This is a genomic window from Ensifer sp. NM-2 (assembly GCF_003024455.1).
GTDB lineage: Bacteria > Pseudomonadota > Alphaproteobacteria > Rhizobiales > Rhizobiaceae > Ensifer > Ensifer canadensis.
Map to the genome: position 1 here is coordinate 1 of NZ_PVZR01000008.1, position 20,392 is coordinate 20,392.

General features: G+C 62.6%; 21 protein-coding genes. 9 read left to right on the forward strand and 12 right to left on the reverse strand.

Annotation, left to right across the window (positions count from 1 at the left end):
* Positions 1-213: 213 nt before the first annotated feature.
* From C6558_RS17125 to alr, 5 genes are all read right to left on the reverse strand, one after another.
* The gene (locus C6558_RS17125; protein ID WP_025426434.1) at positions 214-954 is read right to left on the reverse strand and encodes an SDR family NAD(P)-dependent oxidoreductase; all 741 of its coding nucleotides are present in this window, start codon (positions 952-954) and stop codon (positions 214-216) included.
* Positions 955-966: 12 nt separating this feature from the next.
* Positions 967-2,457 carry an amidophosphoribosyltransferase gene (purF, locus tag C6558_RS17130; protein WP_025426435.1) on the reverse strand — a complete coding sequence of 497 codons (1,491 nt, stop codon included), beginning with the start codon at positions 2,455-2,457 and terminating at the stop codon, positions 967-969.
* A 144-nt stretch (positions 2,458-2,601) separates the two neighbouring features.
* The gene (locus C6558_RS17135) at positions 2,602-3,225 is read right to left on the reverse strand and encodes a CvpA family protein (RefSeq protein ID WP_025426436.1); all 624 of its coding nucleotides are present in this window, start codon (positions 3,223-3,225) and stop codon (positions 2,602-2,604) included.
* A gap of 134 nt (positions 3,226-3,359) precedes the next feature.
* Positions 3,360-4,763, reverse strand: a complete 1,404-nt coding sequence (radA, locus tag C6558_RS17140) for a DNA repair protein RadA (protein ID WP_025426437.1) — start codon at positions 4,761-4,763, stop codon at positions 3,360-3,362.
* A gap of 158 nt (positions 4,764-4,921) precedes the next feature.
* Positions 4,922-6,061: an alanine racemase gene (gene alr / locus C6558_RS17145; protein WP_025426438.1), complete on the reverse strand. Its 1,140-nt coding sequence runs from the start codon at positions 6,059-6,061 to the stop codon at positions 4,922-4,924.
* 154 nt (positions 6,062-6,215) lie between these two features.
* Here alr and C6558_RS17150 point away from each other — a divergent pair, with 154 nt between their 5' ends.
* From C6558_RS17150 to C6558_RS17160, 3 genes are all read left to right on the forward strand, one after another.
* On the forward strand, positions 6,216-7,073 hold the full coding sequence (locus C6558_RS17150) for an AraC family transcriptional regulator (RefSeq protein WP_025426439.1): 858 nt from the start codon (positions 6,216-6,218) through the stop codon (positions 7,071-7,073).
* 123 nt (positions 7,074-7,196) lie between these two features.
* Positions 7,197-7,850, forward strand: a complete 654-nt coding sequence (locus C6558_RS17155; protein WP_051509157.1) for an AzlC family ABC transporter permease — start codon at positions 7,197-7,199, stop codon at positions 7,848-7,850.
* Positions 7,847-8,152 (forward strand): AzlD family protein, encoded by a 306-nt coding sequence (locus tag C6558_RS17160; RefSeq protein ID WP_057226531.1) that lies wholly within the window; start codon positions 7,847-7,849, stop codon positions 8,150-8,152. The genes C6558_RS17155 and C6558_RS17160 overlap by 4 nt, the downstream gene beginning before the upstream one ends.
* Positions 8,153-8,170: 18 nt before the next feature.
* On the opposite strand, the gene C6558_RS17165 is transcribed toward C6558_RS17160, so the two are convergent.
* Complete coding sequence (locus tag C6558_RS17165) at positions 8,171-9,673, reverse strand: replicative DNA helicase (RefSeq protein ID WP_025426442.1); 1,503 nt, start codon at positions 9,671-9,673, stop codon at positions 8,171-8,173.
* 328 nt (positions 9,674-10,001) lie between these two features.
* On the opposite strand from C6558_RS17165, the gene C6558_RS17170 reads away from it, so the two are divergent.
* From C6558_RS17170 to C6558_RS17180, 3 genes are all read left to right on the forward strand, one after another.
* Positions 10,002-10,445, forward strand: a complete 444-nt coding sequence (locus C6558_RS17170; protein WP_025426443.1) for a MarR family winged helix-turn-helix transcriptional regulator — start codon at positions 10,002-10,004, stop codon at positions 10,443-10,445.
* Positions 10,446-10,564: 119 nt separating this feature from the next.
* Positions 10,565-12,151 (forward strand): MFS transporter, encoded by a 1,587-nt coding sequence (locus C6558_RS17175; RefSeq protein ID WP_057226544.1) that lies wholly within the window; start codon positions 10,565-10,567, stop codon positions 12,149-12,151.
* A gap of 18 nt (positions 12,152-12,169) precedes the next feature.
* Positions 12,170-13,234, forward strand: a complete 1,065-nt coding sequence (locus tag C6558_RS17180; RefSeq protein WP_025426445.1) for an HlyD family secretion protein — start codon at positions 12,170-12,172, stop codon at positions 13,232-13,234.
* A gap of 73 nt (positions 13,235-13,307) precedes the next feature.
* Here the strand turns inward: C6558_RS17180 and rplI are convergent, their stop codons facing one another.
* The 6 genes from rplI to C6558_RS17215 all read right to left on the reverse strand — a co-directional run bounded on the left by rplI (position 13,308) and on the right by C6558_RS17215 (position 17,643).
* Positions 13,308-13,883 (reverse strand): 50S ribosomal protein L9, encoded by a 576-nt coding sequence (gene rplI, locus C6558_RS17185; protein ID WP_025426446.1) that lies wholly within the window; start codon positions 13,881-13,883, stop codon positions 13,308-13,310.
* Between the two features lie 33 nt (positions 13,884-13,916).
* Complete coding sequence (locus C6558_RS17190; RefSeq protein ID WP_225906189.1) at positions 13,917-14,801, reverse strand: DUF2232 domain-containing protein; 885 nt, start codon at positions 14,799-14,801, stop codon at positions 13,917-13,919.
* 264 nt (positions 14,802-15,065) lie between these two features.
* Positions 15,066-15,314 (reverse strand): 30S ribosomal protein S18, encoded by a 249-nt coding sequence (rpsR, locus tag C6558_RS17195; protein WP_025426448.1) that lies wholly within the window; start codon positions 15,312-15,314, stop codon positions 15,066-15,068.
* 27 nt (positions 15,315-15,341) lie between these two features.
* The gene (gene rpsF / locus C6558_RS17200) at positions 15,342-15,788 is read right to left on the reverse strand and encodes a 30S ribosomal protein S6 (RefSeq protein ID WP_025426449.1); all 447 of its coding nucleotides are present in this window, start codon (positions 15,786-15,788) and stop codon (positions 15,342-15,344) included.
* 284 nt (positions 15,789-16,072) lie between these two features.
* Entirely contained in the window at positions 16,073-16,585 is a 513-nt protein-coding gene (locus tag C6558_RS17210; protein ID WP_025426450.1) for a ClbS/DfsB family four-helix bundle protein, read from the reverse strand.
* Positions 16,586-16,599: 14 nt separating this feature from the next.
* Positions 16,600-17,643: an aldo/keto reductase gene (locus C6558_RS17215; protein ID WP_057211451.1), complete on the reverse strand. Its 1,044-nt coding sequence runs from the start codon at positions 17,641-17,643 to the stop codon at positions 16,600-16,602.
* A 249-nt stretch (positions 17,644-17,892) separates the two neighbouring features.
* On the opposite strand from C6558_RS17215, the gene fabD reads away from it, so the two are divergent.
* The 3 genes from fabD (at position 17,893) to C6558_RS17230 (ending at position 20,175) form a co-directional block, all read left to right on the forward strand.
* A complete protein-coding gene (fabD, locus tag C6558_RS17220) occupies positions 17,893-18,837 on the forward strand; it encodes an ACP S-malonyltransferase (protein ID WP_025426452.1) in 945 nt (314 codons plus the stop codon).
* A 27-nt stretch (positions 18,838-18,864) separates the two neighbouring features.
* Positions 18,865-19,602: a 3-oxoacyl-[acyl-carrier-protein] reductase gene (fabG, locus tag C6558_RS17225; RefSeq protein ID WP_057211450.1), complete on the forward strand. Its 738-nt coding sequence runs from the start codon at positions 18,865-18,867 to the stop codon at positions 19,600-19,602.
* A 336-nt stretch (positions 19,603-19,938) separates the two neighbouring features.
* Positions 19,939-20,175, forward strand: a complete 237-nt coding sequence (locus C6558_RS17230) for an acyl carrier protein (RefSeq protein WP_003531676.1) — start codon at positions 19,939-19,941, stop codon at positions 20,173-20,175.
* The last annotated feature ends 217 nt before the right edge of the window (positions 20,176-20,392 follow it).

Genomic DNA, 20,392 nt, shown 5'->3' on the forward strand with positions numbered 1-20,392 from the left:
TTGCGATAACAACATGCGCAAAACGAGAGCTTAAAGCGCGGTAAGCGAATCCTACAGCGCCGCGCATCTTATTAGACGCGCGGCGCTGTAGCGCTTTGAATTGCTGCACATGCAGTAGAGATCGCGGCGCGCATTAACGCTGAATGTCAGCGCAAAATAAAAGGGCCACCGTGGAAACACGGTGGCCTTTTTGATCTCGGCTTTGTGGTGACGTCACTCCGGCAGGCGGTAGTCGACGATCTTCTTTTCGCGAACGATGTAAAGCTTGCCGGTCTCGGTCTGGTCCGGGCCGACCAGTGGCAGAAGCTCCGCCGCGACCTCGGAGGGGTGCGGCACGGTCTCCGGATCTTCACCGGGCATCGCCTGGGCGCGCATCGCGGTGCGGGTTGCGCCCGGATCGACGCTGAGGATGCGCAGCGGTAGTCGCTGTGTCTCTCCGGCCCATGTGCGGGCGAGCGCTTCGACGGCGGCCTTGGAGGCAGAGTAGGGGCCCCAGAACGGCTTGCACTTGTGGGCAGCGCTAGAGGAGAGAATGAGCGCACGTCCGGCATCGGACTTGATGAGCAACGGCTCGAGCGTGCGGATCAGGCGCCAGGTGGCATTGACGTTGATGTTCATCACCTTCTCGAACACCTTGGCCTCGACATGGCCGATCGGCGAGATGGTGCCGAGCACGCCGGCATTGGCGACCATGATGTCGAGTTTGCCCCAGCGCTCGTTGATCGCGCCGCCGAGCTTGTCGATCGCAGCCATGTCGGCGAGATCGAACGGAACGAGCGTTGCCGAGCCGCCGACCGCCTTGATCGCGTCATCCAGCTCTTCGAGGCCACCGACGGTGCGGGCGCAGGCGACGACGTGGGCGCCAGCCTTGGCGAGTTCGAGGGCCGTGAAATAGCCGATACCGCGCGATGCGCCGGTGACGACGGCGACCCGGTCTTTCAAATTGATCGTCATTTTATTGTCTGATTATCCGTTGCTGGCGAGAACCGAGAGTTTGCGGACATTGCTGGCGCCTTCCTGGTCGAGAAGGCGGGTCGGATAGTCCCCGGTGAAATAGTGATCGGTGAACTGCGGCGACTTGAGATCGCGCTTGATGCCGCCCACAGCCTCGTAGAGGCCGTCGATCGACAGGAACTCGAGCGAGTCCGCGCCAATGAAGCGGCACATGGACGCAAGGTCGGCATGCTGGTTGGCGAGCAGCTTGTCGCGGTCCGGCGTGTCGATGCCGTAGAAGTCCGGATGGAAGATCATCGGGCTGGCAACACGCACATGCACTTCGCGTGCACCGGCATCGCGGATCATCTGCACGATCTTGACCGAGGTGGTGCCGCGAACGATCGAATCGTCGACGAGCACGACGCGCTTGCCCTCGATCATCGCGCGGTTCGCCGAGTGCTTCAGCTTGACGCCGAAGGCGCGGATCTGCTGCGTCGGCTCGATGAAGGTCCGGCCGACATAATGGTTGCGGATGATGCCGAGCTCGAAGGGAATGCCGCTCTGCTGTGCGTAGCCGATTGCGGCGGGCGTACCGCCATCGGGAACCGGGACGACGACATCGGCCTCGACAGGGGCTTCCTTGGCCAGGTTCTGGCCCATGTTCTTGCGCGCCACATAGACGTTGCGGCCGCCGACGACCGAATCCGGACGGGCGAAATAGACGTATTCGAACAGGCAGAGCCGCTCCGGTTGCGGAGCCAGCGGCTTGCGCGAATCGATCGAGATCGAGCCGTCGGGCTGGATCTCGCAGATGATGATTTCGCCATTCTCCACGTCGCGCACGAACTTGGCGCCGATGATGTCGAGTGCGCAGGTTTCCGAGCAGAAGATCGGCTTGCCGTCGAGGTCGCCCATGACGAGCGGGCGGATGCCGTGCGGGTCGCGGGCGGCGATCAGCTTGGTGCGTGTCAGCGCCAGCATCGAGTAGCCGCCCTCGACCTGCGCGATCGCATCGGCGAAGCGGTCGGTGGTCGAAGCGTGCTTGGAGCGGGCGATGAGGTGGAGGACAACTTCGGTGTCGGAGGTCGACTGACAGATGGCGCCGTCCGAGATGATCTGGCGGCGCAGCGTCAGGCCGTTGGTGAAGTTGCCGTTATGGGCAATCGCGATGCCGCCTTCATGCAGCTCGGCAAAGAGCGGCTGGACGTTGCGCAGCGCCACTTCGCCTGTCGTCGAGTAGCGCGTGTGGCCGATGGACATGAAGCCCGGGAGCTTCGCGAGCGTTGCGGGATCGGTGTAGTGATCGCCGACGAGACCCATGCGCTTTTCGGTGCAGAACTGCTTGCCGTCGAAGGTGACGATACCGGCGGCCTCCTGGCCGCGATGCTGGAGCGCATGCAGGCCGAGCGCCGTCAGCGCCGCCGCATCCGGGTGCCCCAGGATGCCGAAGACGCCGCACTCTTCGTGCAGGGTATCGCCATCGAGTTCGTCATGGATTTCCGTGGATCTCAGATCGGTCATCACAGTCGCCTTTGCTCCGTGCCGGTGCGCATATCGTGATCAGGCCCGCCGTCTTCAAGCGATCTTAGCTGAAAACGGACACAAGCGTTATTCCCAAAAGGACAAAGCCCGCGCAGCGGGCTTTGTCGGCAGTTCTTCCATGTCTCAGCCGTTGGTGGCCGGGGCGTCGTCAACGGGCGCCTGGTCGGGCGAACCCGACGGTGCCTGTCCGGGCGTGCCGGCCGGGGTCTCGCCTTCGCCTTCGCCGGTCGTGTCCTTGCCGCGCAGGCGGTCGAGGATGGTGGCGTCGGCTTCCTCGGGCAGAAGCGCGATCAGCTTGTTGCCGAGATTGTCGAGAAGCGGCTTGGACTTCGCCTGCGTGACCCAACCCGGCTGCTGCTGCGGAGCGACCAGCCAGTTGAAGAACAGCATGGCGACGACCACGAGCAGGATGCCGCGCGCGGCGCCGAAGAGAAAGCCCAGCGTGCGGTCGAGCGCGCCGATGCGGCTGTCGATGATGAAATCGGCGACGCGCATGGTGATGAAGGAAATGATGATCAGCGCAACCAGGAAGATCACTGCCGCCGAGCCGATCAGCGCGACCGTGTCGCTGCTGGTATACTGCTTGGCATAGGGCAGGAGGTGCGGGTAGAGGAAGTAGGCCGCCGCCGCCGCGCCAACCCAGCTGGCAACCGACAGGACTTCGCGTGAGAAGCCTCGGACCATTGCCAGGATTGCTGAAAACAGCGCGACGCCGAGAACGATACCGTCGAGAATTGTAATGGGCATTTTGTCCTTACTCCGAACCCGGTTCGTCCGGGTCTCCTCAAGCCTATCCGCCGTCGGCCCTGCCTGATGTTCAGGGCATTGTTATGAGCCTGCTCAGAAGGCGTCCCGTGGAGCCGCTTGCAGCACCCGCACCTTCAATCTGCATCCTCTGCCGGTCTCAAGGCGTTTCGCGATCCCGCGATGCGCGCCACCAGATCCGGCAGGCTTTCCAACTCGCTCCACCGGCCATTGCCGTTCTTCGGCAATTCGGTCGAGGCAGCTGGCAGAACAGCCTGCGAGAAACCGAGCTTCTCGGCTTCCTTGAGGCGTTGAGCGGTATGCGCAACCGGCCGGATGGCGCCCGACAAGCTGACTTCGCCGAAATAGACGCAATCAGCCGGAAGGGCAAGCCCGGCAAGCGACGAAACCAGTGCGGAAGCCACAGCCAAGTCGGCGGCAGGCTCGGAAATTCGGTAGCCGCCGGCGATGTTGAGGTAGACGTCGTGCTGCCCGAGCCGCACGCCGCAATGGGCTTCAAGCACCGCAAGGATCATCGAGAGGCGGGCGGAGTCCCAGCCGACGATGGCACGGCGCGGCGTGCCGAGCGAGGTCGGCGCCACCAGCGCCTGCACCTCAACCAGGATCGGCCGTGTTCCCTCCATGCCGGCAAAGACGGCGGCCCCCGGCGATTTTTCGTTGCGCTCGCCGAGGAACAGTTCCGATGGATTGGCGACCTCGCGCAGACCCTTGTCCGACATCTCGAAGACGCCGATCTCGTCCGTCGGCCCGAAGCGGTTCTTCACTGTTCTCAAGATGCGGTAGTGATGGCCGCGGTCGCCTTCGAAATAGAGCACGGCATCGACCATGTGCTCGACCACGCGGGGACCGGCGATCTGGCCTTCCTTGGTGACGTGGCCGACGAGCACGACGGCGGTTCCCGTCTGCTTGGCAAAGCGGATCATCGCCTGCACGCCGGTCCGCACCTGGGTCACCGTGCCGGGCGCCGAATCGACGATGTCGCTCCAGAGTGTCTGGATCGAGTCGATGATGACGAGATCGGGGCGCTTGCCCTCGGCAAGCGTCGCGAGAATGTCCTCGACGTTGGTTTCAGCTGCCAGCAGCACGTCGCTGTCGGCAGCACCCAGCCGTTGGGCGCGAAGGCGCACCTGGGCCACGGCCTCTTCACCCGAGACATAGATGACACGGTGTTTCTGGCGCGCAAGGGCCGCTGCCGCCTGCATCAGCACTGTCGATTTACCGATGCCGGGATCGCCGCCGATGAGGAGGGCAGAGCCGCGAACGAAGCCGCCGCCGGTGGCGCGGTCGAGCTCGGATATCCCGGTCTGGATGCGCGGGGCGTCCTCGATTTCACCCGATAGCGTGGTGAGCGCAACCGGGCGCCCCTTCTTCGGCGCGCGGGACGGGCCGCCGCCGATGCCGGCTGTCGGGTCGTCCTCGATGATCGTGTTCCATTCGCCGCAGCCCTCGCACTTACCGGCCCAGCGGGTATGGATGGTGCCGCAGTTCTGGCAGACGAATTGTGTGCGGGCTTTCGCCATCGGCAACGACTTTCACAGTGCGGAGACTTTCGACGTGCCGTCTGTGGCGGCACTGCCGGTGATCGGAGAATCACTTTTGCCTTCACATAATGCCGCGAAACGCGGAACAAAAGGTGATTTTCGACGACGGACTGTAAAGTATCGGTGCGAAAGCCGGCTCAGACCGCGCCGATATAGTGGCGGTCGTAGCGATGGCCGAGGCTGGTCAGCATCTCATAGCCGATCGTGCCGCCGGCGCGCGCCACGTCGTCCAGTGCGACATGCCGGCCGAACAGCTCGATATAGTCGCCGGCGCGCACCGCGTTTTCCGGCAGGTCGGTGACGTCGAAGAGGCTGAGGTCCATCGTCACCCGGCCGACATGCGGCACCTTCTCGCCGTGCAGAAAGCCGAAGGCGCCCGAAGGCGTCGCCTGGCGCAAGGTCACGCCACCGCCCGAGACGGAGCGGTGATAGCCATCGGCATAACCGACGGCGACGGTGGCGATGCGGCTGTCGCGGTTGAAGCGGGCAGACGCTCCGTAGCTTGCGTGCCCGCCGGCGGCGACGTTGCGTACCTGAATGATGCGGGCTTCTGCCGTCACGACCGGCTTCATCGGATTGGCGACGTCATTGACCGCTTCGCCGCCATAGACGGCGATGCCCGGGCGCGTCAGGTTGAAATGGTAGTCGTCGCCCAGGAACACGCCGCCGGAGTTTGCCAGGCTGGCATCAACGCCTTCGAATGCAGCAGAGGCTTCGCGGAAGCGTTGCAACTGATAACTATTGAGCGGGTTGCCCGGATCGTCGGCGCAGGCGAGGTGGCTCATGATCAGGACCGGCGAGAAGCTCGCCGGGCGGGCCGGATCGTTGGCAAGAGCGACGGCTTCTTCGACCGACAGCCCCAGGCGGTTCATGCCGGTATCGACATGCAACACGCAAGGGTGGTCGCCGCGCTCGGACAGCGCCGCCATGAAAACGGCAAGCTGCTCCTCCGAGTTGATCACCGGCACGAGATCATTGTCGAAGAACAGCACCTCATTGCCGGGCCACATGCCGGCCAGAATGTAGATCCGGCCTTCCGGCACCAGCGGCCGCAGGTCAGCACCTTCTTCCGCATTGGCGACGAAGAAATCGCGGGCACCGGCGGCGTAAAGCGCTGGCGCCGCCTCGTCGATGCCGAGGCCGTAGGCATCCGCCTTCAGCACCGCAGCGGCACGGGCCTTGCCCGAGCGGGCATTCATCGAGCGCCAGTTGTCTGCCAATGCGTTGAGGTCGATCGTGAGCCGGTTGGAGGCGGAGAGGAATTCTGGACTGAGCATGCCTGGCACTCTGCGTGGACGATGAAGGACCAATACAGCCAACCACGCTTGCCCGCAAATGCCGTCCTGTCGGATGGCGGCATTCGGTTGGGCGGCGAGGGCGAAGAGCACTTTTATGCAAGACGCTGGTCGTGGCGGACGTTAGGATCGCCACATGCACACGATTTCGCAGGAACAGGCCATCGATGTCATGCCGCTGGAAGGCGCGGAGCGGACCCGATTCTGGCGGGACCTCCGGTTCGATGGCATGGAATGCCTGACCGCGACTTTCATTACGCACGAATTTGCGCCGCACGCGCACGACACCTTCAGCATCGGCGCGATCGAGGCCGGCTCGCAGATCAGCAAGATCAGGGGCGAACGATCGCAAGCGGGGCCCGGCGACTTCTATCTCATCAATCCAGACGAGATCCATGACGGTCACCCAGGTGGTAGCGGTTACCGCTATCGCATGGTCTATCCGAGTACCGAATTGCTGGTGAACATTCTGGAAGATGTCACCGGGCGGCCGTTCAAGGGAACGCCGTCCTTTTCCAAGCGCATGCTGTGCGATCCGGATCTGGCCCACTCCTTCTATCACGCCCACAAGGCGCTGGAGCACGCGACTGGCGCGCTCGAAGCCGAGGAACGCATGTTCGGCGTGCTCGCCACCATGTTCGAGCGGCACGGCAGCACGATCATCGTGCCGGTCGAAACGAAGGAGCAGTCCGCGGTCCAGCGGGCGCGCGACTATCTGACCGAGAACTACGCGCAGGATATCGGCCTGGAGGAGCTGGCCAAGGTCGCGGGCCTCAGCCGGGCGCATCTGATCCGCGCCTTCCGGCGCCAGTTTCACATCACACCGCATGCCTTCCTGACTGACAAGCGCGTGCGGGCGGCAAAGACACTGCTGCGGCACGGCTGGTCGGCGGTCGATACCGCCTATCAGTGCGGGTTTGCCGATCAGGCGCATTTCAGCCGACACTTCAAGGCTCGAACCGGCGTCACGCCCGGCGCCTTCCGCGCCGGTTGATCACTTTCGTTCAATACGCCCCGCTCGGGCCGGTTTAGGTGTGCTCCGTTCGTTATCGATCGGGAGGCATGAACATTGAGCGACACGGGATTCGGTCCAGACTTTCGAGCCGGAGCCATGGCGATGGCGCCGCTCATCGTGGCGGTCATGCCGATTGGGCTCGTCTTCGGCGCAGTTGCCGCCGGCAAGGGGCTTTCGGGCGCGGAGGTGACATTGATGAGCGCGCTGGTTTTTGCCGGCGGCTCGCAATTCGTGGCCATGGACATCTGGACGCATCCGGCCTCTTGGGCGGCACTCGCTTTCTCCGCCTTGCTGGTCAATGTCAGGCACGTGCTGATGAGCGCGTCGCTCGGCGCCAAGCTCCAGGGGTTCTCAGGCCCGACGAAATACGCCTCGATGCTGCTGCTTGCCGACGAGATATGGGCAATGGCGGAGATGCGCGCGAAAGAGGGCAGGCTGACGCCCGCCTGGTTCGCGGGAATCGCCGTGCCGTTCTACTTCGTCTGGGTGACGACAAGCCTTGCCGGCGCGTTGCTGGGGGCCTTCCTTGGCGATCCGAAGGTGACGGGGCTCGACTTCGCCTTTCCCGCGGTTTTCATCGTGCTGGTGATGGGTTTCTGGAAAGGCCGTGAGACCGGGGTTGTGCTTGCCGCAAGCGCCGCTGCCGCGGTGCTGACGCATCAGTTTCTGCCGGGTGTCTGGTACATCGCCGCTGGTGCTGCTGCCGGGGTTGCGGTCGCGCTTCTTGCCGGCCGTAGCCAGGAGGTGCACGCATGACCGTCGATCCGAACACGCTTCTGGCCATCGTCGCCATGGCAATCGCAACCATTGCCACCCGCATCGGCGGCCTGGTGCTCATTCGGTTTGTGACGATCGGAGAAACGCAGAAGCGGGCCCTGGAGGCGATCCCGCCGGCCGTGTTGATGGCGGTGATCGCGCCGACGGTGCTGGTCACCGGGCCGGCGGAAACGATCGCTACGGTGGTAACGGCACTCGTCGCCATGCGGTTGCCGTTGCTCGCCGCTGTCGCGGCCGGCGTCGTGACCGTGGCGATCTTCAGAATGTTGCTGGGGGCGTAAAGACGCCCCCCGACTTTCTCAGTGTTCTTCGTATTGGGTGAAGGACGGATCGGCCAGATCGGTAAAGCGGGTGAATTCCGACTGGAAGGCGAGCTTGACGGTGCCGGTCGGTCCGTGACGCTGCTTGGCGATGATCACGTCGGCCGTGCCCTTCACCTGTTCCATCTTCATCTTCCACTCGTCGTACTTCGGATCGAATTCGTCGCGAGGCTCGAGGTTCTTCACGTAGTATTCCTCACGGAACACGAAGAGCACGACGTCGGCGTCCTGCTCGATCGAGCCCGATTCGCGAAGGTCGGAGAGCTGGGGGCGCTTGTCTTCGCGGCTTTCCACCTGACGGGAGAGCTGCGACAGCGCGATGATCGGCACGTTCAGCTCCTTGCCGAGTGCTTTCAGGCCGGTGGTGATCTGGGTGATTTCCTGCACGCGGTTGTCGCTCGATTTGCCCGAGCCGGTCATCAGCTGAATATAGTCGACGACCAGGCAATCGAGGCCGCGCTGGCGCTTGAGGCGGCGCGCACGGGCGGAGAGCTGGGCGATCGAGATACCACCGGTCTGGTCGATGAACAGCGGAACTTTCTGCATCATCTGCGAGCAGGCGACGAGCTTTTCGAAGTCGGCTTCGGAGATGTCGCCGCGGCGGATCTTCGAGGAGGAGACTTCGGTCTGCTCGGAGATGATACGCGTTGCCAGCTGTTCGGACGACATTTCGAGCGAGTAGAAGCCGACGACGCCGCCGTTCTTGGCCTTGAACGAACCGTCCGCCTGAACCTCCGGGTCGTAGGCGGCGGCAATGTTGTAGGCGATGTTGGTGGCAAGCGAGGTCTTGCCCATGCCGGGACGTCCCGCAAGTACGATCAAGTCCGAGCGCTGCAGGCCGCCCATGCGGGCGTCGAGCGACAGGATGCCCGTCGAAATACCCGACAGGCTGCCGTCGCGCTCGAACGCCGCGCCGGCCATGTCGATGGCAAGCGCGACCGCATCGTTGAAGGACTGGAAACCGCCGTCGTAGCGGCCGGTTTCGGCGAGCTCGAACAGGCGCCGTTCCGCGTCCTCGATCTGGCCCTGCGGCGGCATGTCGAGCGGTGCGTCAAAGGCGATATTGACCATGTCCTCGCCGATGGTGATCAGCGAACGGCGCAGCGCCAAATCGTAGATTGCGCGGCCGTAGTCTTCGGCGTTGATGATCGAGACGGCGCCGGCGGCAAGGCGGGCAAGATACTGCGCGACCGTCAGGTCGCCGACCTTTTCGTCGGCCTTGAGGAAGGTCTTGATCGTCACCGGGTTGGCGGTCTTGCCCATGCGGATGATGTCGCCGGCAACCTCGTAGATGCGGCGATGCAGGGGTTCGAACAGGTGGACCGGCTTCAGGAAGTCCGAGACGCGATAGAACGCATCATTGTTGACGAGGATCGCGCCGAGCAGCGCCTGTTCGGCTTCAAGGTTGTTCGGCGCCTCGCGGTAATGCTGGTCCGATTGGTCCTTGCCGATAGGGGCGAGCTTTCGCGCTGCGTCGTTCATGGTCGTTCGTCTCTGCCTCTTCTGGTGTGCACCCGGTTTGCTGTCTGCGTCTCTGCGGGTCAAGTGCAGCAGTGCCACAGTCGCAGACCATGTGGCGCGGCCCATCGCATTTGCCCGTTGTTCGACTGATCCACAGGCCGACATCACGAAAGTGCAAAAAATAAAGTCCGCATGAAGAACGACGTTGACGCCGCGAATCGCTGCAATCGGCGACTGCGCCAATTCTAGCGCCGTTTGCCCCCTCTCAAAACGCCGTCTTGAAAATTGCCTTGGGATGGATTAAATAGGAGCAGAATAATTAGCATGCTACTAATATGGAAAAGGTACTATGTATCAGCCCATCGTCAATCGCGAACTGTTCGACGCCTTGTCGATGGTCAATCGTAAGCTGCGGGCTGTCTTCGATGCCAGGGTGAAGGAGCGTGGCCTGACCCTGGCTCGGGCGAGGGCGCTGTTTGCGCTAACCAAGAAGGATGGCTTGAACCAGCGCGAACTGGCCGACGAACTGGATATCGAGACGCCGACGATCGTGCGCCTGCTGGACGGAATGGAAAAGCAGGGTTTCATCGAGCGCAGGGTCGAGGTGTCGGATCGCAGGGCCAAGCAGATCCACATGACCGAACTTGGGCGCACCATCGCCGACGAGATCCTGAAGCTTGCCGACGAGATCCGGGCAGAAGTGCTGCAGGGCGTCGGTGAAGACGAGGTCGCGGCGGTGCTGAAGGTCGTGCGCACCATCGCCGATAACGTTCAATCGCTGGCGAAGGAATGACATCGATGAGTGCCGCCGCAAGGCCCGCAGCAAACGACAACAGGACAGCCCTTGGCGACGACGAGGCGGAGGCGCCCTCTGGCGAGCCAGCACAACAGCAAGTCACGGCCACCGCAACGATGCCCGTGCCACGGCCGATGAGCGTTGCCAGGTCCGCGACCTACGTCGTCTGCTCGGCGCTACTGTTCCTCACCCAGGGCCTCGGCATGAATCTGGCGCTCGCCAATCTTACCCAGCTGCAGGGATCACTTTCCGCCACCTCGATCGAGGCCGCCTGGCTTTCGGCAGCCTACATGGCGCCGAATGTCTCTCTCTCGATCGCGCTCGTCAAAATCCGGGCGCAATACGGACTGCGCCGGTTCGCAGAAATCGGCATTGTCGGCTTTGTTATCGTTTCGCTGATGAACGTCTTTGTTTCCGATCTGCAGTCGGCGATCGTCGTTCGCTTCATCAGTGGCATCGCGGCGGCCCCCATGTCGACGCTCGGTTTCCTCTATATGCTGGAGGCCTTCCTGCCGGCGCGCAAGCTGACGGTCGGTCTTGCCCTGGCGCTGACCTGCACGACCATTTCGGCACCGATCACCCGGCTGATCTCGCCGAAGCTGATCGAATACGGCCAATGGCATGGGCTCTATACGCTCGAGATGGCCCTGGCGCTGATGGCGCTGCCGATCATCTACCTGCTGCCGCTGACGCCGGTGCCGCACGCCAAAGTGATCCAGCGCACCGATATTCTGAGCTACCTGCTGGTGGCTGTCGGCTTCGGCTGTATCGCCATCGTGCTGACCATGGGGCGGCTCTACTGGTGGTTCGAAGCGCCGTGGCTGGGTGTGCTCCTGGCTGTGGCGATCGTGGCGCTGACCAGCGTGGTGCTGATCGAACTCAATCGTGAACTGCCGTTGATCGACGTTCGCTGGCTCGCCTCCAGGGAGATCCTGCATTTTACCGCGGTGCTGCTGGTCTTTCGCCTTGTCGCCTCGGAGCAGTCGGCGATCGCGGCAAACTTCTATCAGCTGCTCGGATTGCAGTTCGAGCAGGTCGCGACGCTTTATTGGGTCATTCTCGGCGCATCGATCGCCGGCGGCCTTTTGTGCGCCGCACTAATGAATCCTGACCACGCCGAGTTCGTGCATGTTCTGGCGCTGAGCCTGCTGGCTGGCGGTGCCTATATCGACAGCCAGGCGACCAATCTGACACGACCCGAGCAGATGTATATCAGCCAGGCCATGATCGCCGCCGGAACCGCTCTGTTCCTGCCGCCGGCCATGGCCAGCGGCTTCAAGGCGGCGCTGATGAAGGGGCCGAGCTACATTCTCAGCTTCATCGTCATCTTCCTGTTCACCCAAAGCATCGGTGGCCTGATCGGCACCGCGACCTTCGGAAGCTTCGTCACCCTGCGGGAGAAGTTCCATTCCAATGTGCTGGCCGAGCAGATCGTGATGTCGAACCCGCTCATCGCCCAGCGCCTCAGCCAGCTGGCCGCAAGCTATGGCCGGGTGATCGGCGACAGGACCTTGCTGAACGGCGAGGGCGTGGCGTTGTTGGGGCAGCAGGTTACCCGCGAGGCCAACATTCTCGCCTACAACGATGCCTTTCTGCTGGCGTGCGGCATTGCCCTTTGCGCGTTGGCCGGTCTGCTGGTGCATATCCTTTACAAGCGGATCGCGGCGCGCCTTGCGCCTCCCGCACCCGCCTTCTCTTCTTGACGAACAGAGTTGACGACCATGCTGAAATCCTTGCGCTCACCCACCACGATCATCGTCTTGCTCGCCGGCCTCTCGGGCCTCGCCCTGGTTCTCTATGCCTGGCGACTGCCGCCGTTCCCCAGTTCCGTCGAGATGACGGAGAACGCCTATGTCAGGGGTTACCTGACGGTCATGAGCCCGCAACTGTCAGGTTATGTCGCCGAGGTGCCGGTGCACGACTACGAGGAGGTCAAGGCCGGGCAATTGCTCGTCAGGATCGACGACCGGATCTACGCCCAGAAACTGGCCCAGTCAGAGGCGACACTTGCCGCCCAGAAGGCATCGCATGCCAATTCGCGTCAGCAGGAACTGTCGGCCAAGGCCGGTATTGCTGCCAGCGCAGCACAGCTGGACAGCGCGAAGGCTGCGTTCAACAGAGCGAGCGCATCTTGGGACCGAATCCGGCCGTTGGCGGAGAAGGGCATCTCGACACGCAGCGAAGCCGATCAATCGCGCGCAGCGTTCGAACAGGCACAGGCCGCCGTCAACCAGGCCGAAGCGGGGCTGGAGGTTTCGCGCCAAGCACTGGCCACCACGCTTGGCGCCCGTGCCGGTCTGCAGGCTGCCGTTGCCGGCGCCGAGGCCGCCGTCGAACTGGCCCGGATCGATCTGGAAAACACCCGGATCGTCGCTCCCCGTGACGGAAAGCTCGGCGAGATCGGTGCGCGCCTCGGCCAATATGTCACCGCCGGCTCGCAATTGCTCGCCGTCGTGCCGCATGATGTTTGGGTGCTTGCGAATTTCAAGGAAACGCAGCTCGACGGCATGAAGGCCGGCCAGCCGGTGACCATTTCGGTCGATGCGCTGCAAAGGAACACGCTGACCGGGCACATCGAGCGCTTTGCGCCTGCCGCCGGCTCCGAGTTCAGCATCATCCGCCCGGACAACGCCACCGGCAATTTTACCAAGGTCGCCCAGCGCGTGGGCGTCCGGATCGCCGTCGATCCCGGCCAGCCGCTTGCCGATCTCTTGTCGCCCGGCCTGTCGGTCGTCGTACGTGTGGACAAGGATGCAGCACCTGTGGCCGAGCTTGCCCACAGCTGAAGTCAAGCCGACAGCAAAGAAAAAGCCCGGGTCCAAGGATCCGGGCTTTCGCATTCAGAATGGCCTGTAAGGCTTATTCTTCTTCGCCTTCGAATTCGGCTTCCGGGTTGAAGAAGTCTTCCGGCTTCAGGGCATCTTCGTCAACGCCGTAGATGGCGTCGGCCGAGGTCAGGCTTTCGCCCTTTGACTGGCGCTCAGCTTCTTCAGCCGAACGGGCAACGTTGACTTCAACCGCGATTTCGACTTCCGAATGCAGGTGCAGCGTGACGTTGTGCAGGCCGATCGACTTGATCGGGTGGTTCAGGTCGACCTGGTTGCGGCCGATGTTGAAGCCTTCTGCAGCCAGCACTTCGATGACGTCGCGAGCGGCAACCGAACCGTAGAGCTGGCCGGTTTCGCCAGCGGAACGGACGATGATGAAGGACTTGCCGTCGAGGTTCTCGGCAACCTTCTGGGCTTCCGACTTGCGCTCGAGGTTACGGGCTTCGAGCGTCGAACGCTCGGATTCGAAACGGGCCTTGTTAGCAGCGTTGGCGCGCAGTGCCTTGCCGAGTGGCAGCAGGTAGTTGCGTGCGAAGCCGTCGCGAACCTTTACGGTTTCGCCCATCTGGCCGAGCTTTGCGATACGTTCGAGAAGAATGACTTGCATGTTCGTTTCCTTTCAGAGTTCAGTTTTCGTTGGTCAGTTTTTTTCCACCGGGGTGACTGCGATGGTGCGTCGCGTATCGGTCAGGCCCGTGAGGAGGAAGAAGATTGCCGGGATCGTGAACACGAGCACCGACAGGTATGCGATCCACAGCACGGGAAGCCGCCAGGACTTGCCGCGCGTGCGGAAATGGAAGGATGCGAAGCCGGCGAGCAGGAAGCCTGCACCGAAGGTTCCGCAGACCAGCGCGCCGATCGTGGCAGGCGCGCCACCCAAGAAGGTCAGGACAAGGCCGCCGAGAAAGATGAAGATCGCATTGCGGTGCATGCGCAGCGTCGACGGAATGTCTTCGCGGGGGCGCAGCGACCGGCCCGACATCTGCACGATGCGGGTGGCGACATAATAGGCGGAAAACAGCATCACCACCCAGACGGCGCCCTGGATGAGCGGCAGCGCCAGCGTGAAGATCGACTTGATCTGGGAGATCGCCGCAGCATCGGGGTTGTAGAGCGGTTCCTGCGCCTTCACCGCCTGAATGACGATGTCGACCATACGGTCGGACACATCAGAATCATATCCGACGATGAAGCCGACGATGATCATGCCCGCGGTCACCAGGCCGGCGAGGTGGCTGAGAATGTCGGAAAGCGGGTACCAGGCAAGCGCGCCATCAGGTCCGCCGAGCTCAGTGGCCGGGCGCGCCAGATTGGCGAGATGGCTGAGCCAGCCGGCCGGAATGAGCGTCACGACGAGAATCAGCAGCGCGAAATAGGGCGAGACCAGAGCGGCGGCAGTAGCGCCGGCGCTGACGATGGCCGTGATGGCGGCCGCATTGCCCCAGCCAAGACCGGCAATGAGAATGGGAAGCGCCGAAGCGGCATAAAGAACGATCGCAAGCGACGACTGCGTATTCGCGCCCATCGACAGAAGGGCAGCGGTAAAGCCGGCGAGAACGCCGGTCAGCAGCGATGTCTTGTTCAACTTGTTCACGTTCGCTGTCCTGCTTCGTGCAGTTAGGGGATGGCCAAAGGCTCAACCCCAACATGGGATTTCCGAGTGTTTCCACACGGGTTCCGATCCGCGCCCAACGCGGAAGGGAGAGGGCAAGGCGATCACCCAAGGGGAGCGCCTTGCCCTAGAGTCGGTTTCCGTTGAGTCAGGCGACCAACGGAACGTCAGCCGTTCTTACGAAACGACGTAGGGCAGCAGGCCGAGGAAGCGGGCGCGCTTGATCGCCTGGGCGAGTTCGCGCTGCTTCTTCTGGGAAACGGCCGTGATGCGGGAAGGAACGATCTTGCCGCGCTCGGAAATGTAGCGCTGCAGAAGACGGATGTCCTTGTAGTCGATCCGCGGAGCGTTTGCGCCCGAGAAGGGGCAGGTCTTGCGGCGACGGTGGAACGGGCGGCGAACCGGAGCGGAAGAAACTTCAGCCATTGTCTTTAATCTCCTAAAGCTTCTTGATTAAGCGCGGTCTTCGCGCGGACGACGCGGGCGGTCTTCGCGGTCGCCACGGTCCGGACGCGGACCACGGTCACCGAAGCCACGCTCCGGACGGTCGCCATCGCGGCGCGGACGGTCGTCGCGGTCGCGCTTCTGCATCATGGCAGACGGGCCTTCTTCGTGCTTCTCGACGGCAATCGTCATGTAGCGCAGGACGTCTTCGTTGATGCGCATCTGGCGCTCGATTTCATGAACGGCCGCTGCCGGAGCATCGATGTCCATGAGAACGTAGTGAGCCTTGCGGTTCTTCTTGATGCGGTAGGTGAGGGACTTGAGGCCCCAGTTCTCGACGCGACCGACCTTGCCGCCGTTTGCTTCGAGCACGCCCTTGTACTGCTCGACGAGACCGTCGACCTGCTGCGGCGTGATGTCCTGGCGGGCCAGGAATACGTGTTCATAAAGAGCCATTGTGGCTTACCTTTCTTGCGTTAATCAGCCCGGACATCGGCGGCTAAGCCTCAACGACTGTTCTTATTGGCTGACAGGCAGCCGGCAAGAAAGTGTTGTATCGAGACGGTCGAGAGCGGAGACACGGGAGGCCGGAAAGACTTGCAATCCTAACGGCTCCCCTCGAGGAAGCCGGCCCTCCGTTCAGCCACCAGCCAGAAGACCGGGCATTTCGAACAGCGCGCTTATACGCATATTTCATCGAAAGGCAAGGCTTGCGCGGTCTTTTCGCCACGCTTTGCCCTTTAAGCGGCTCCCTTGAGCTTCTTCCACTGGCGCAAACGACCTCGCGCATTGGCATAGGGCGAGGACGTGTTGAACTGGATCATCCGGCCGAGCGGCCATTTGCCGTACCACGCCTGTCCGTAGAGGGTCTGATCGTCACGCGCCTCGATCAGTGCGACCAATGCGTCCTTGCTGGCCGCGAGGCGAGACAGGAGTTCCGAAGGCGGGAGCGCTCGGTAGTCGCCGTAGAATTTCTGCGCGAGACGACCGAGCTCGTTCCACTTGTACCCCGTTTCCGGAAAGTCGACCGGCAGACCTTGCTCGTCCCATTCGATCCATTTGACCACCAGTTCGCCCCAACCGGTGAGGTAGGCGACGAGGTCGCCGACGCTCATCATCGTGCCCTTGGCGTGTCCATCGAGCGATGGTTCGGCGAATCCCGCCGGCGGAATGCCATCGAGTTCGCGCTCGAGCTTGGCGAATTCGGTCTCGATGGCGTTCAGCAATTCCGCTTTCGTCTGGGGCACGGCCATCTGCTGTTTCGCGCTCAGATCGGCATCGGATAGAGCCGGTGCAGGCGACGAATGCCGTTCATGACATCCTGCGACAGCGTCATTCCGGCAGCGCCGAGATCCGTCTTCAACTGATCCATCGAGGTTGCGCCGATGATGACGGACGCCATGAACGGGCGGGCGAGGCAGAAGGCGATCGCCAGTTGCGACGGGTCGATCCCGTGTTCGCGGGCAAGCGCCACGTAGCCGGCGACGGCCGGTTCCTGGTGTGGCGTGAAGCGACCGCCGAGATCGCCGTTGATCGCAAGGCGCGACCCAGTCGGCCTGGCGCCGTCAAGATACTTGCCGGTCAACAGGCCGGCGGCGAGCGGCGAATAGGCGAGCAGCCCGACGTCCTCGTGGTGTGAGAGTTCGGCAAGGTCGAGGTCGTAGGCCCTATAGAGAAGATTGTATTCGTTCTGGATCGAGGCAACGCGCGGCAGCCCGTGCCGCTCCGCCATGTCGATCAGCTTCATCGTGCCCCAGGCGGTGTCGTTGGACAGGCCGATCGCGCGTACCTTGCCTGCCTTCACCACGTCGCCGAGCTTTTCGAGGATAGCCTTCAGGTCGGCGGCCACATGGGCCTTGTTCTGCTTGGCGGGCTCATAAGACCAGGCGTTGCGGAAATGGTAGTGGCCGCGGTTCGGCCAGTGGATCTGGTAGAGATCGATGTATTCGGTCTTCAGCCGCTTGAGGCTGGCGTCGACCGCCTCGCCGATGCCCTCAGGGGTGATCGGGCCGCCGTTGCGGATGTAGGGGCGGCCGGAGCCAGCGACCTTGGTGGCGACAACGACGTCGTCACGGCGGCCGCGCTTGCCCAGCCACTCGCCGATGATGCGCTCGGTATTGCCGTAGGTTTTGGCGGAAAGCGGGGTCGTCGGGTAGAGTTCGGCGGTGTCGATGAAGTTCACGCCTTTGTCGAACGCATAGTCGAGTTGTTCGTGCGCCTCAGCCTCGGAATTCTGAGAGCCCCAGGTCATTGTGCCCAGGCAGATTTCGGAAACCTTGATGCCGGTCCGGCCAAGCGTGTTGTAACGCATGCAGTGATGGTCCTTGTGAAAGGCGAGCCTCGACCCGGGAGGAAAGGGGTGCCCGCGGCAGAATTGGGTGAAGGCCGCAAGCCCAGGGGACGGTCGATCGGGCAGGGCGGCGATGCGCGGCAAACTTACGCCTTGATTGGCGAAGATCAAGGGCAAAAGGCCGGCTGAAGCCCGCAAAGCCGGGCCCGCGCGCTTGACTCGCCGGTCAGGAATGTGAATGGAGAGGAAAACCAGGGAAGGGACAATCCCATGAGTATTGCATTCACGTTTCCGGGCCAGGGCAGCCAGGCTGTCGGCATGGGCAAGGATCTGGCGGACGCGTTTCCGGAAGCAGCGGCAGTGTTTGCCGAGGTCGACGACGCGCTCGGCGAAAAACTCTCCGAGATCATGTGGAACGGCCCCGAGGAAACGCTGACGCTGACGGCGAACGCCCAGCCGGCGCTGATGGCGGTATCGATGGCGGTGATCCGTGTGCTCGAAGCCAAAGGCCTCGATCTGAAGAGCAAAGTCTCGTTCGTGGCCGGACATTCGCTCGGCGAATATTCGGCGCTCTGTGCCGCCGGAACCTTCTCGATCGCCGACACCGCGCGCCTGCTGCGCATCCGTGGCAACGCCATGCAGGCGGCCGTGCCCGTTGGCAAGGGCGCGATGGCGGCCATCATCGGTCTTGAGCATGCGGACGTCGACGCGATCTGCCGCGAAGCTTCTGCTCTCGGCTCCTGCCAGATCGCCAACGACAATGGCGGCGGTCAGCTGGTGATCTCCGGCGAGAAGGCGGCCGTCGAAAAGGCTGCGGCACTTGCATCCGAAAAAGGCGCCAAGCGCGCGCTGATGCTGCCGGTCTCTGCGCCCTTCCATTCGAGCCTGATGGCGCCTGCCGCCGAGGCAATGCGTGAAGCGCTTGCCAAGGTCGAAAAGCACAATCCGTCCGTGCCCGTTATCGCCAACGTCCTGGCCGCTCCCGTCAGCAACGCCGAAGAGATTGCGCGCCTTCTCGTCGAGCAGGTCACCGGCCAGGTTCGCTGGCGCGAGACGGTGGAATGGTTCGCCGCCAACAACGTCACGACGCTTTATGAAGTGGGCTCCGGCAAGGTTCTTACCGGGCTTGCCCGCCGGATCGACAAGTCAGTCACCGGTATTACTGTCAACACGCCTGCCGATATCGACACCGCGCTCTCGGCGCTTCTGGCCTGAGTGCTCCAGTTATAAGGAATCAATCCGATGTTCGATCTTTCCGGCCGTAAGGCTCTTGTAACCGGTGCATCCGGTGGTATCGGCGAAGAAATCGCCCGCATGCTGCACGCTCAGGGCGCAATCGTCGGCCTTCACGGCACGCGCGTCGAAAAGCTCGAGGCGCTTGCCAACGAACTCGGCGAGCGTGTCCAGCTGTTCCCGGCCAATCTTTCCGATCGCGCCGAAGTCAAGGCGCTCGGCGAAAAGGCCGAGGCTGAACTGGGCGGCGTCGACATTCTCGTCAACAATGCCGGCATCACCAAGGACGGCCTTTTTGTTCGTATGAGCGACGACGACTGGGACAATGTTCTGGAGGTCAACCTGACCGCCGTGTTCCGCCTGACCCGCGAGCTGACCCATCCGATGATGCGCCGCCGCTTCGGCCGTATCGTCAACATCACGTCGATCGTCGGCGTCACCGGCAATCCCGGCCAGGCCAACTACTGCGCCTCGAAGGCCGGCATGATCGGCTTTTCGAAGTCGCTCGCCCAGGAAATCGCCACCCGCAATGTCACGGTCAACTGCGTTGCGCCCGGCTTCATCGAGAGCGCCATGACCGGCAAGCTGAACGACAAGCAGAAGGAAGGCATCATGGGAGCGATCCCGATGAGGCGCATGGGCACCGGTGCCGAGATTGCATCTGCCGTCGTTTATCTCGCTTCGAACGAGGCAGGCTATGTCACCGGCCAGACCATACACGTCAACGGCGGCATGGCAATGATCTGACGAGGTGTCCGGGGCCTGCATGCCACGCACGCGAAACGGGCGTGATCTTGGCCTGCAATGCTCCGGCACACCACCGGCCAAATGCCTGAAATTCAATGTTGAGCAAGCGATTGTCAGGCATTTTCGCACTTTGCGGCAGACTTAAACCGTGTTAATCGGGCCATGACTGTTAGCAGTCGACCGGCCCCGCCAGGTGTCCGGCAGCCTTGGCTGCCTTGGGTTTGCCGCGGTTCTGGTTGGATGGATTGCCCGTTGGACCGTCTTGGTCTATCAGGCTTATTGAGAGTACCGGTGCCAGAAAGGCGCCCAGAGAAACGAAGGTCGAGGAACTCCGACATGAGCGATATCGCAGAACGCGTAAAGAAAATTGTTATTGATCATCTTGGCGTCGACGCCGAAAAGGTCAGCGAAGGCGCAAGCTTTATCGATGACCTCGGCGCGGACTCGCTCGACACCGTCGAACTGGTCATGGCATTCGAAGAAGAATTCGGCGTCGAAATCCCGGATGATGCCGCGGATTCGATCCTGACTGTCGGCGACGCCGTCAAGTTCATCGAAAAAGCTCAGGCCTGATCTTTTGCGATCAAGCCATTGGCGGGCCGCGTTCAGCGGCCCGTAATCAGCCCAGGGGAAGTGGGCTGTCTCGCGCTGGGCGCGGGTTTTCGATCAGCAAAGCGGTCCCGCATTTCCCTCTGATCGTTGCTACAAGAACTTAAAATGGATGCACGGATCGGGTTCGTCACGCGTGGTCCGATCCGGCTCTGAAATTGAACAGTCAGGGTGGGTCGCG

Excerpts from the sequence above, each read along its gene's own strand:
- rplI (WP_025426446.1), bottom strand. The coding sequence starts at position 13,883 with ATGCAAGTCATTCTTCTCGAACGTATCGCAAAGCTCGGCCAGATGGGC.
- C6558_RS17175 (WP_057226544.1), top strand. The coding sequence starts at position 10,565 with ATGCCCGTGCCACGGCCGATGAGCGTTGCCAGGTCCGCGACCTACGTC.
- alr (WP_025426438.1), bottom strand. The coding sequence starts at position 6,061 with ATGCTCAGTCCAGAATTCCTCTCCGCCTCCAACCGGCTCACGATCGAC.
- purF (WP_025426435.1), bottom strand. The coding sequence starts at position 2,457 with ATGACCGATCTGAGATCCACGGAAATCCATGACGAACTCGATGGCGAT.
- C6558_RS17190 (WP_225906189.1), bottom strand. The coding sequence starts at position 14,801 with ATGGGCGCGAATACGCAGTCGTCGCTTGCGATCGTTCTTTATGCCGCT.
- C6558_RS17150 (WP_025426439.1), top strand. The coding sequence starts at position 6,216 with ATGCACACGATTTCGCAGGAACAGGCCATCGATGTCATGCCGCTGGAA.
- rpsR (WP_025426448.1), bottom strand. The coding sequence starts at position 15,314 with ATGGCTGAAGTTTCTTCCGCTCCGGTTCGCCGCCCGTTCCACCGTCGC.
- C6558_RS17155 (WP_051509157.1), top strand. The coding sequence starts at position 7,197 with ATGGCGCCGCTCATCGTGGCGGTCATGCCGATTGGGCTCGTCTTCGGC.
- C6558_RS17170 (WP_025426443.1), top strand. The coding sequence starts at position 10,002 with ATGTATCAGCCCATCGTCAATCGCGAACTGTTCGACGCCTTGTCGATG.
- C6558_RS17165 (WP_025426442.1), bottom strand. The coding sequence starts at position 9,673 with ATGAACGACGCAGCGCGAAAGCTCGCCCCTATCGGCAAGGACCAATCG.
- C6558_RS17135 (WP_025426436.1), bottom strand. The coding sequence starts at position 3,225 with ATGCCCATTACAATTCTCGACGGTATCGTTCTCGGCGTCGCGCTGTTT.
- C6558_RS17180 (WP_025426445.1), top strand. The coding sequence starts at position 12,170 with ATGCTGAAATCCTTGCGCTCACCCACCACGATCATCGTCTTGCTCGCC.
- C6558_RS17210 (WP_025426450.1), bottom strand. The coding sequence starts at position 16,585 with ATGGCCGTGCCCCAGACGAAAGCGGAATTGCTGAACGCCATCGAGACC.
- C6558_RS17215 (WP_057211451.1), bottom strand. The coding sequence starts at position 17,643 with ATGCGTTACAACACGCTTGGCCGGACCGGCATCAAGGTTTCCGAAATC.
- C6558_RS17230 (WP_003531676.1), top strand. The coding sequence starts at position 19,939 with ATGAGCGATATCGCAGAACGCGTAAAGAAAATTGTTATTGATCATCTT.
- C6558_RS17160 (WP_057226531.1), top strand. The coding sequence starts at position 7,847 with ATGACCGTCGATCCGAACACGCTTCTGGCCATCGTCGCCATGGCAATC.
- C6558_RS17125 (WP_025426434.1), bottom strand. The coding sequence starts at position 954 with ATGACGATCAATTTGAAAGACCGGGTCGCCGTCGTCACCGGCGCATCG.
- fabG (WP_057211450.1), top strand. The coding sequence starts at position 18,865 with ATGTTCGATCTTTCCGGCCGTAAGGCTCTTGTAACCGGTGCATCCGGT.
- rpsF (WP_025426449.1), bottom strand. The coding sequence starts at position 15,788 with ATGGCTCTTTATGAACACGTATTCCTGGCCCGCCAGGACATCACGCCG.
- fabD (WP_025426452.1), top strand. The coding sequence starts at position 17,893 with ATGAGTATTGCATTCACGTTTCCGGGCCAGGGCAGCCAGGCTGTCGGC.
- radA (WP_025426437.1), bottom strand. The coding sequence starts at position 4,763 with ATGGCGAAAGCCCGCACACAATTCGTCTGCCAGAACTGCGGCACCATC.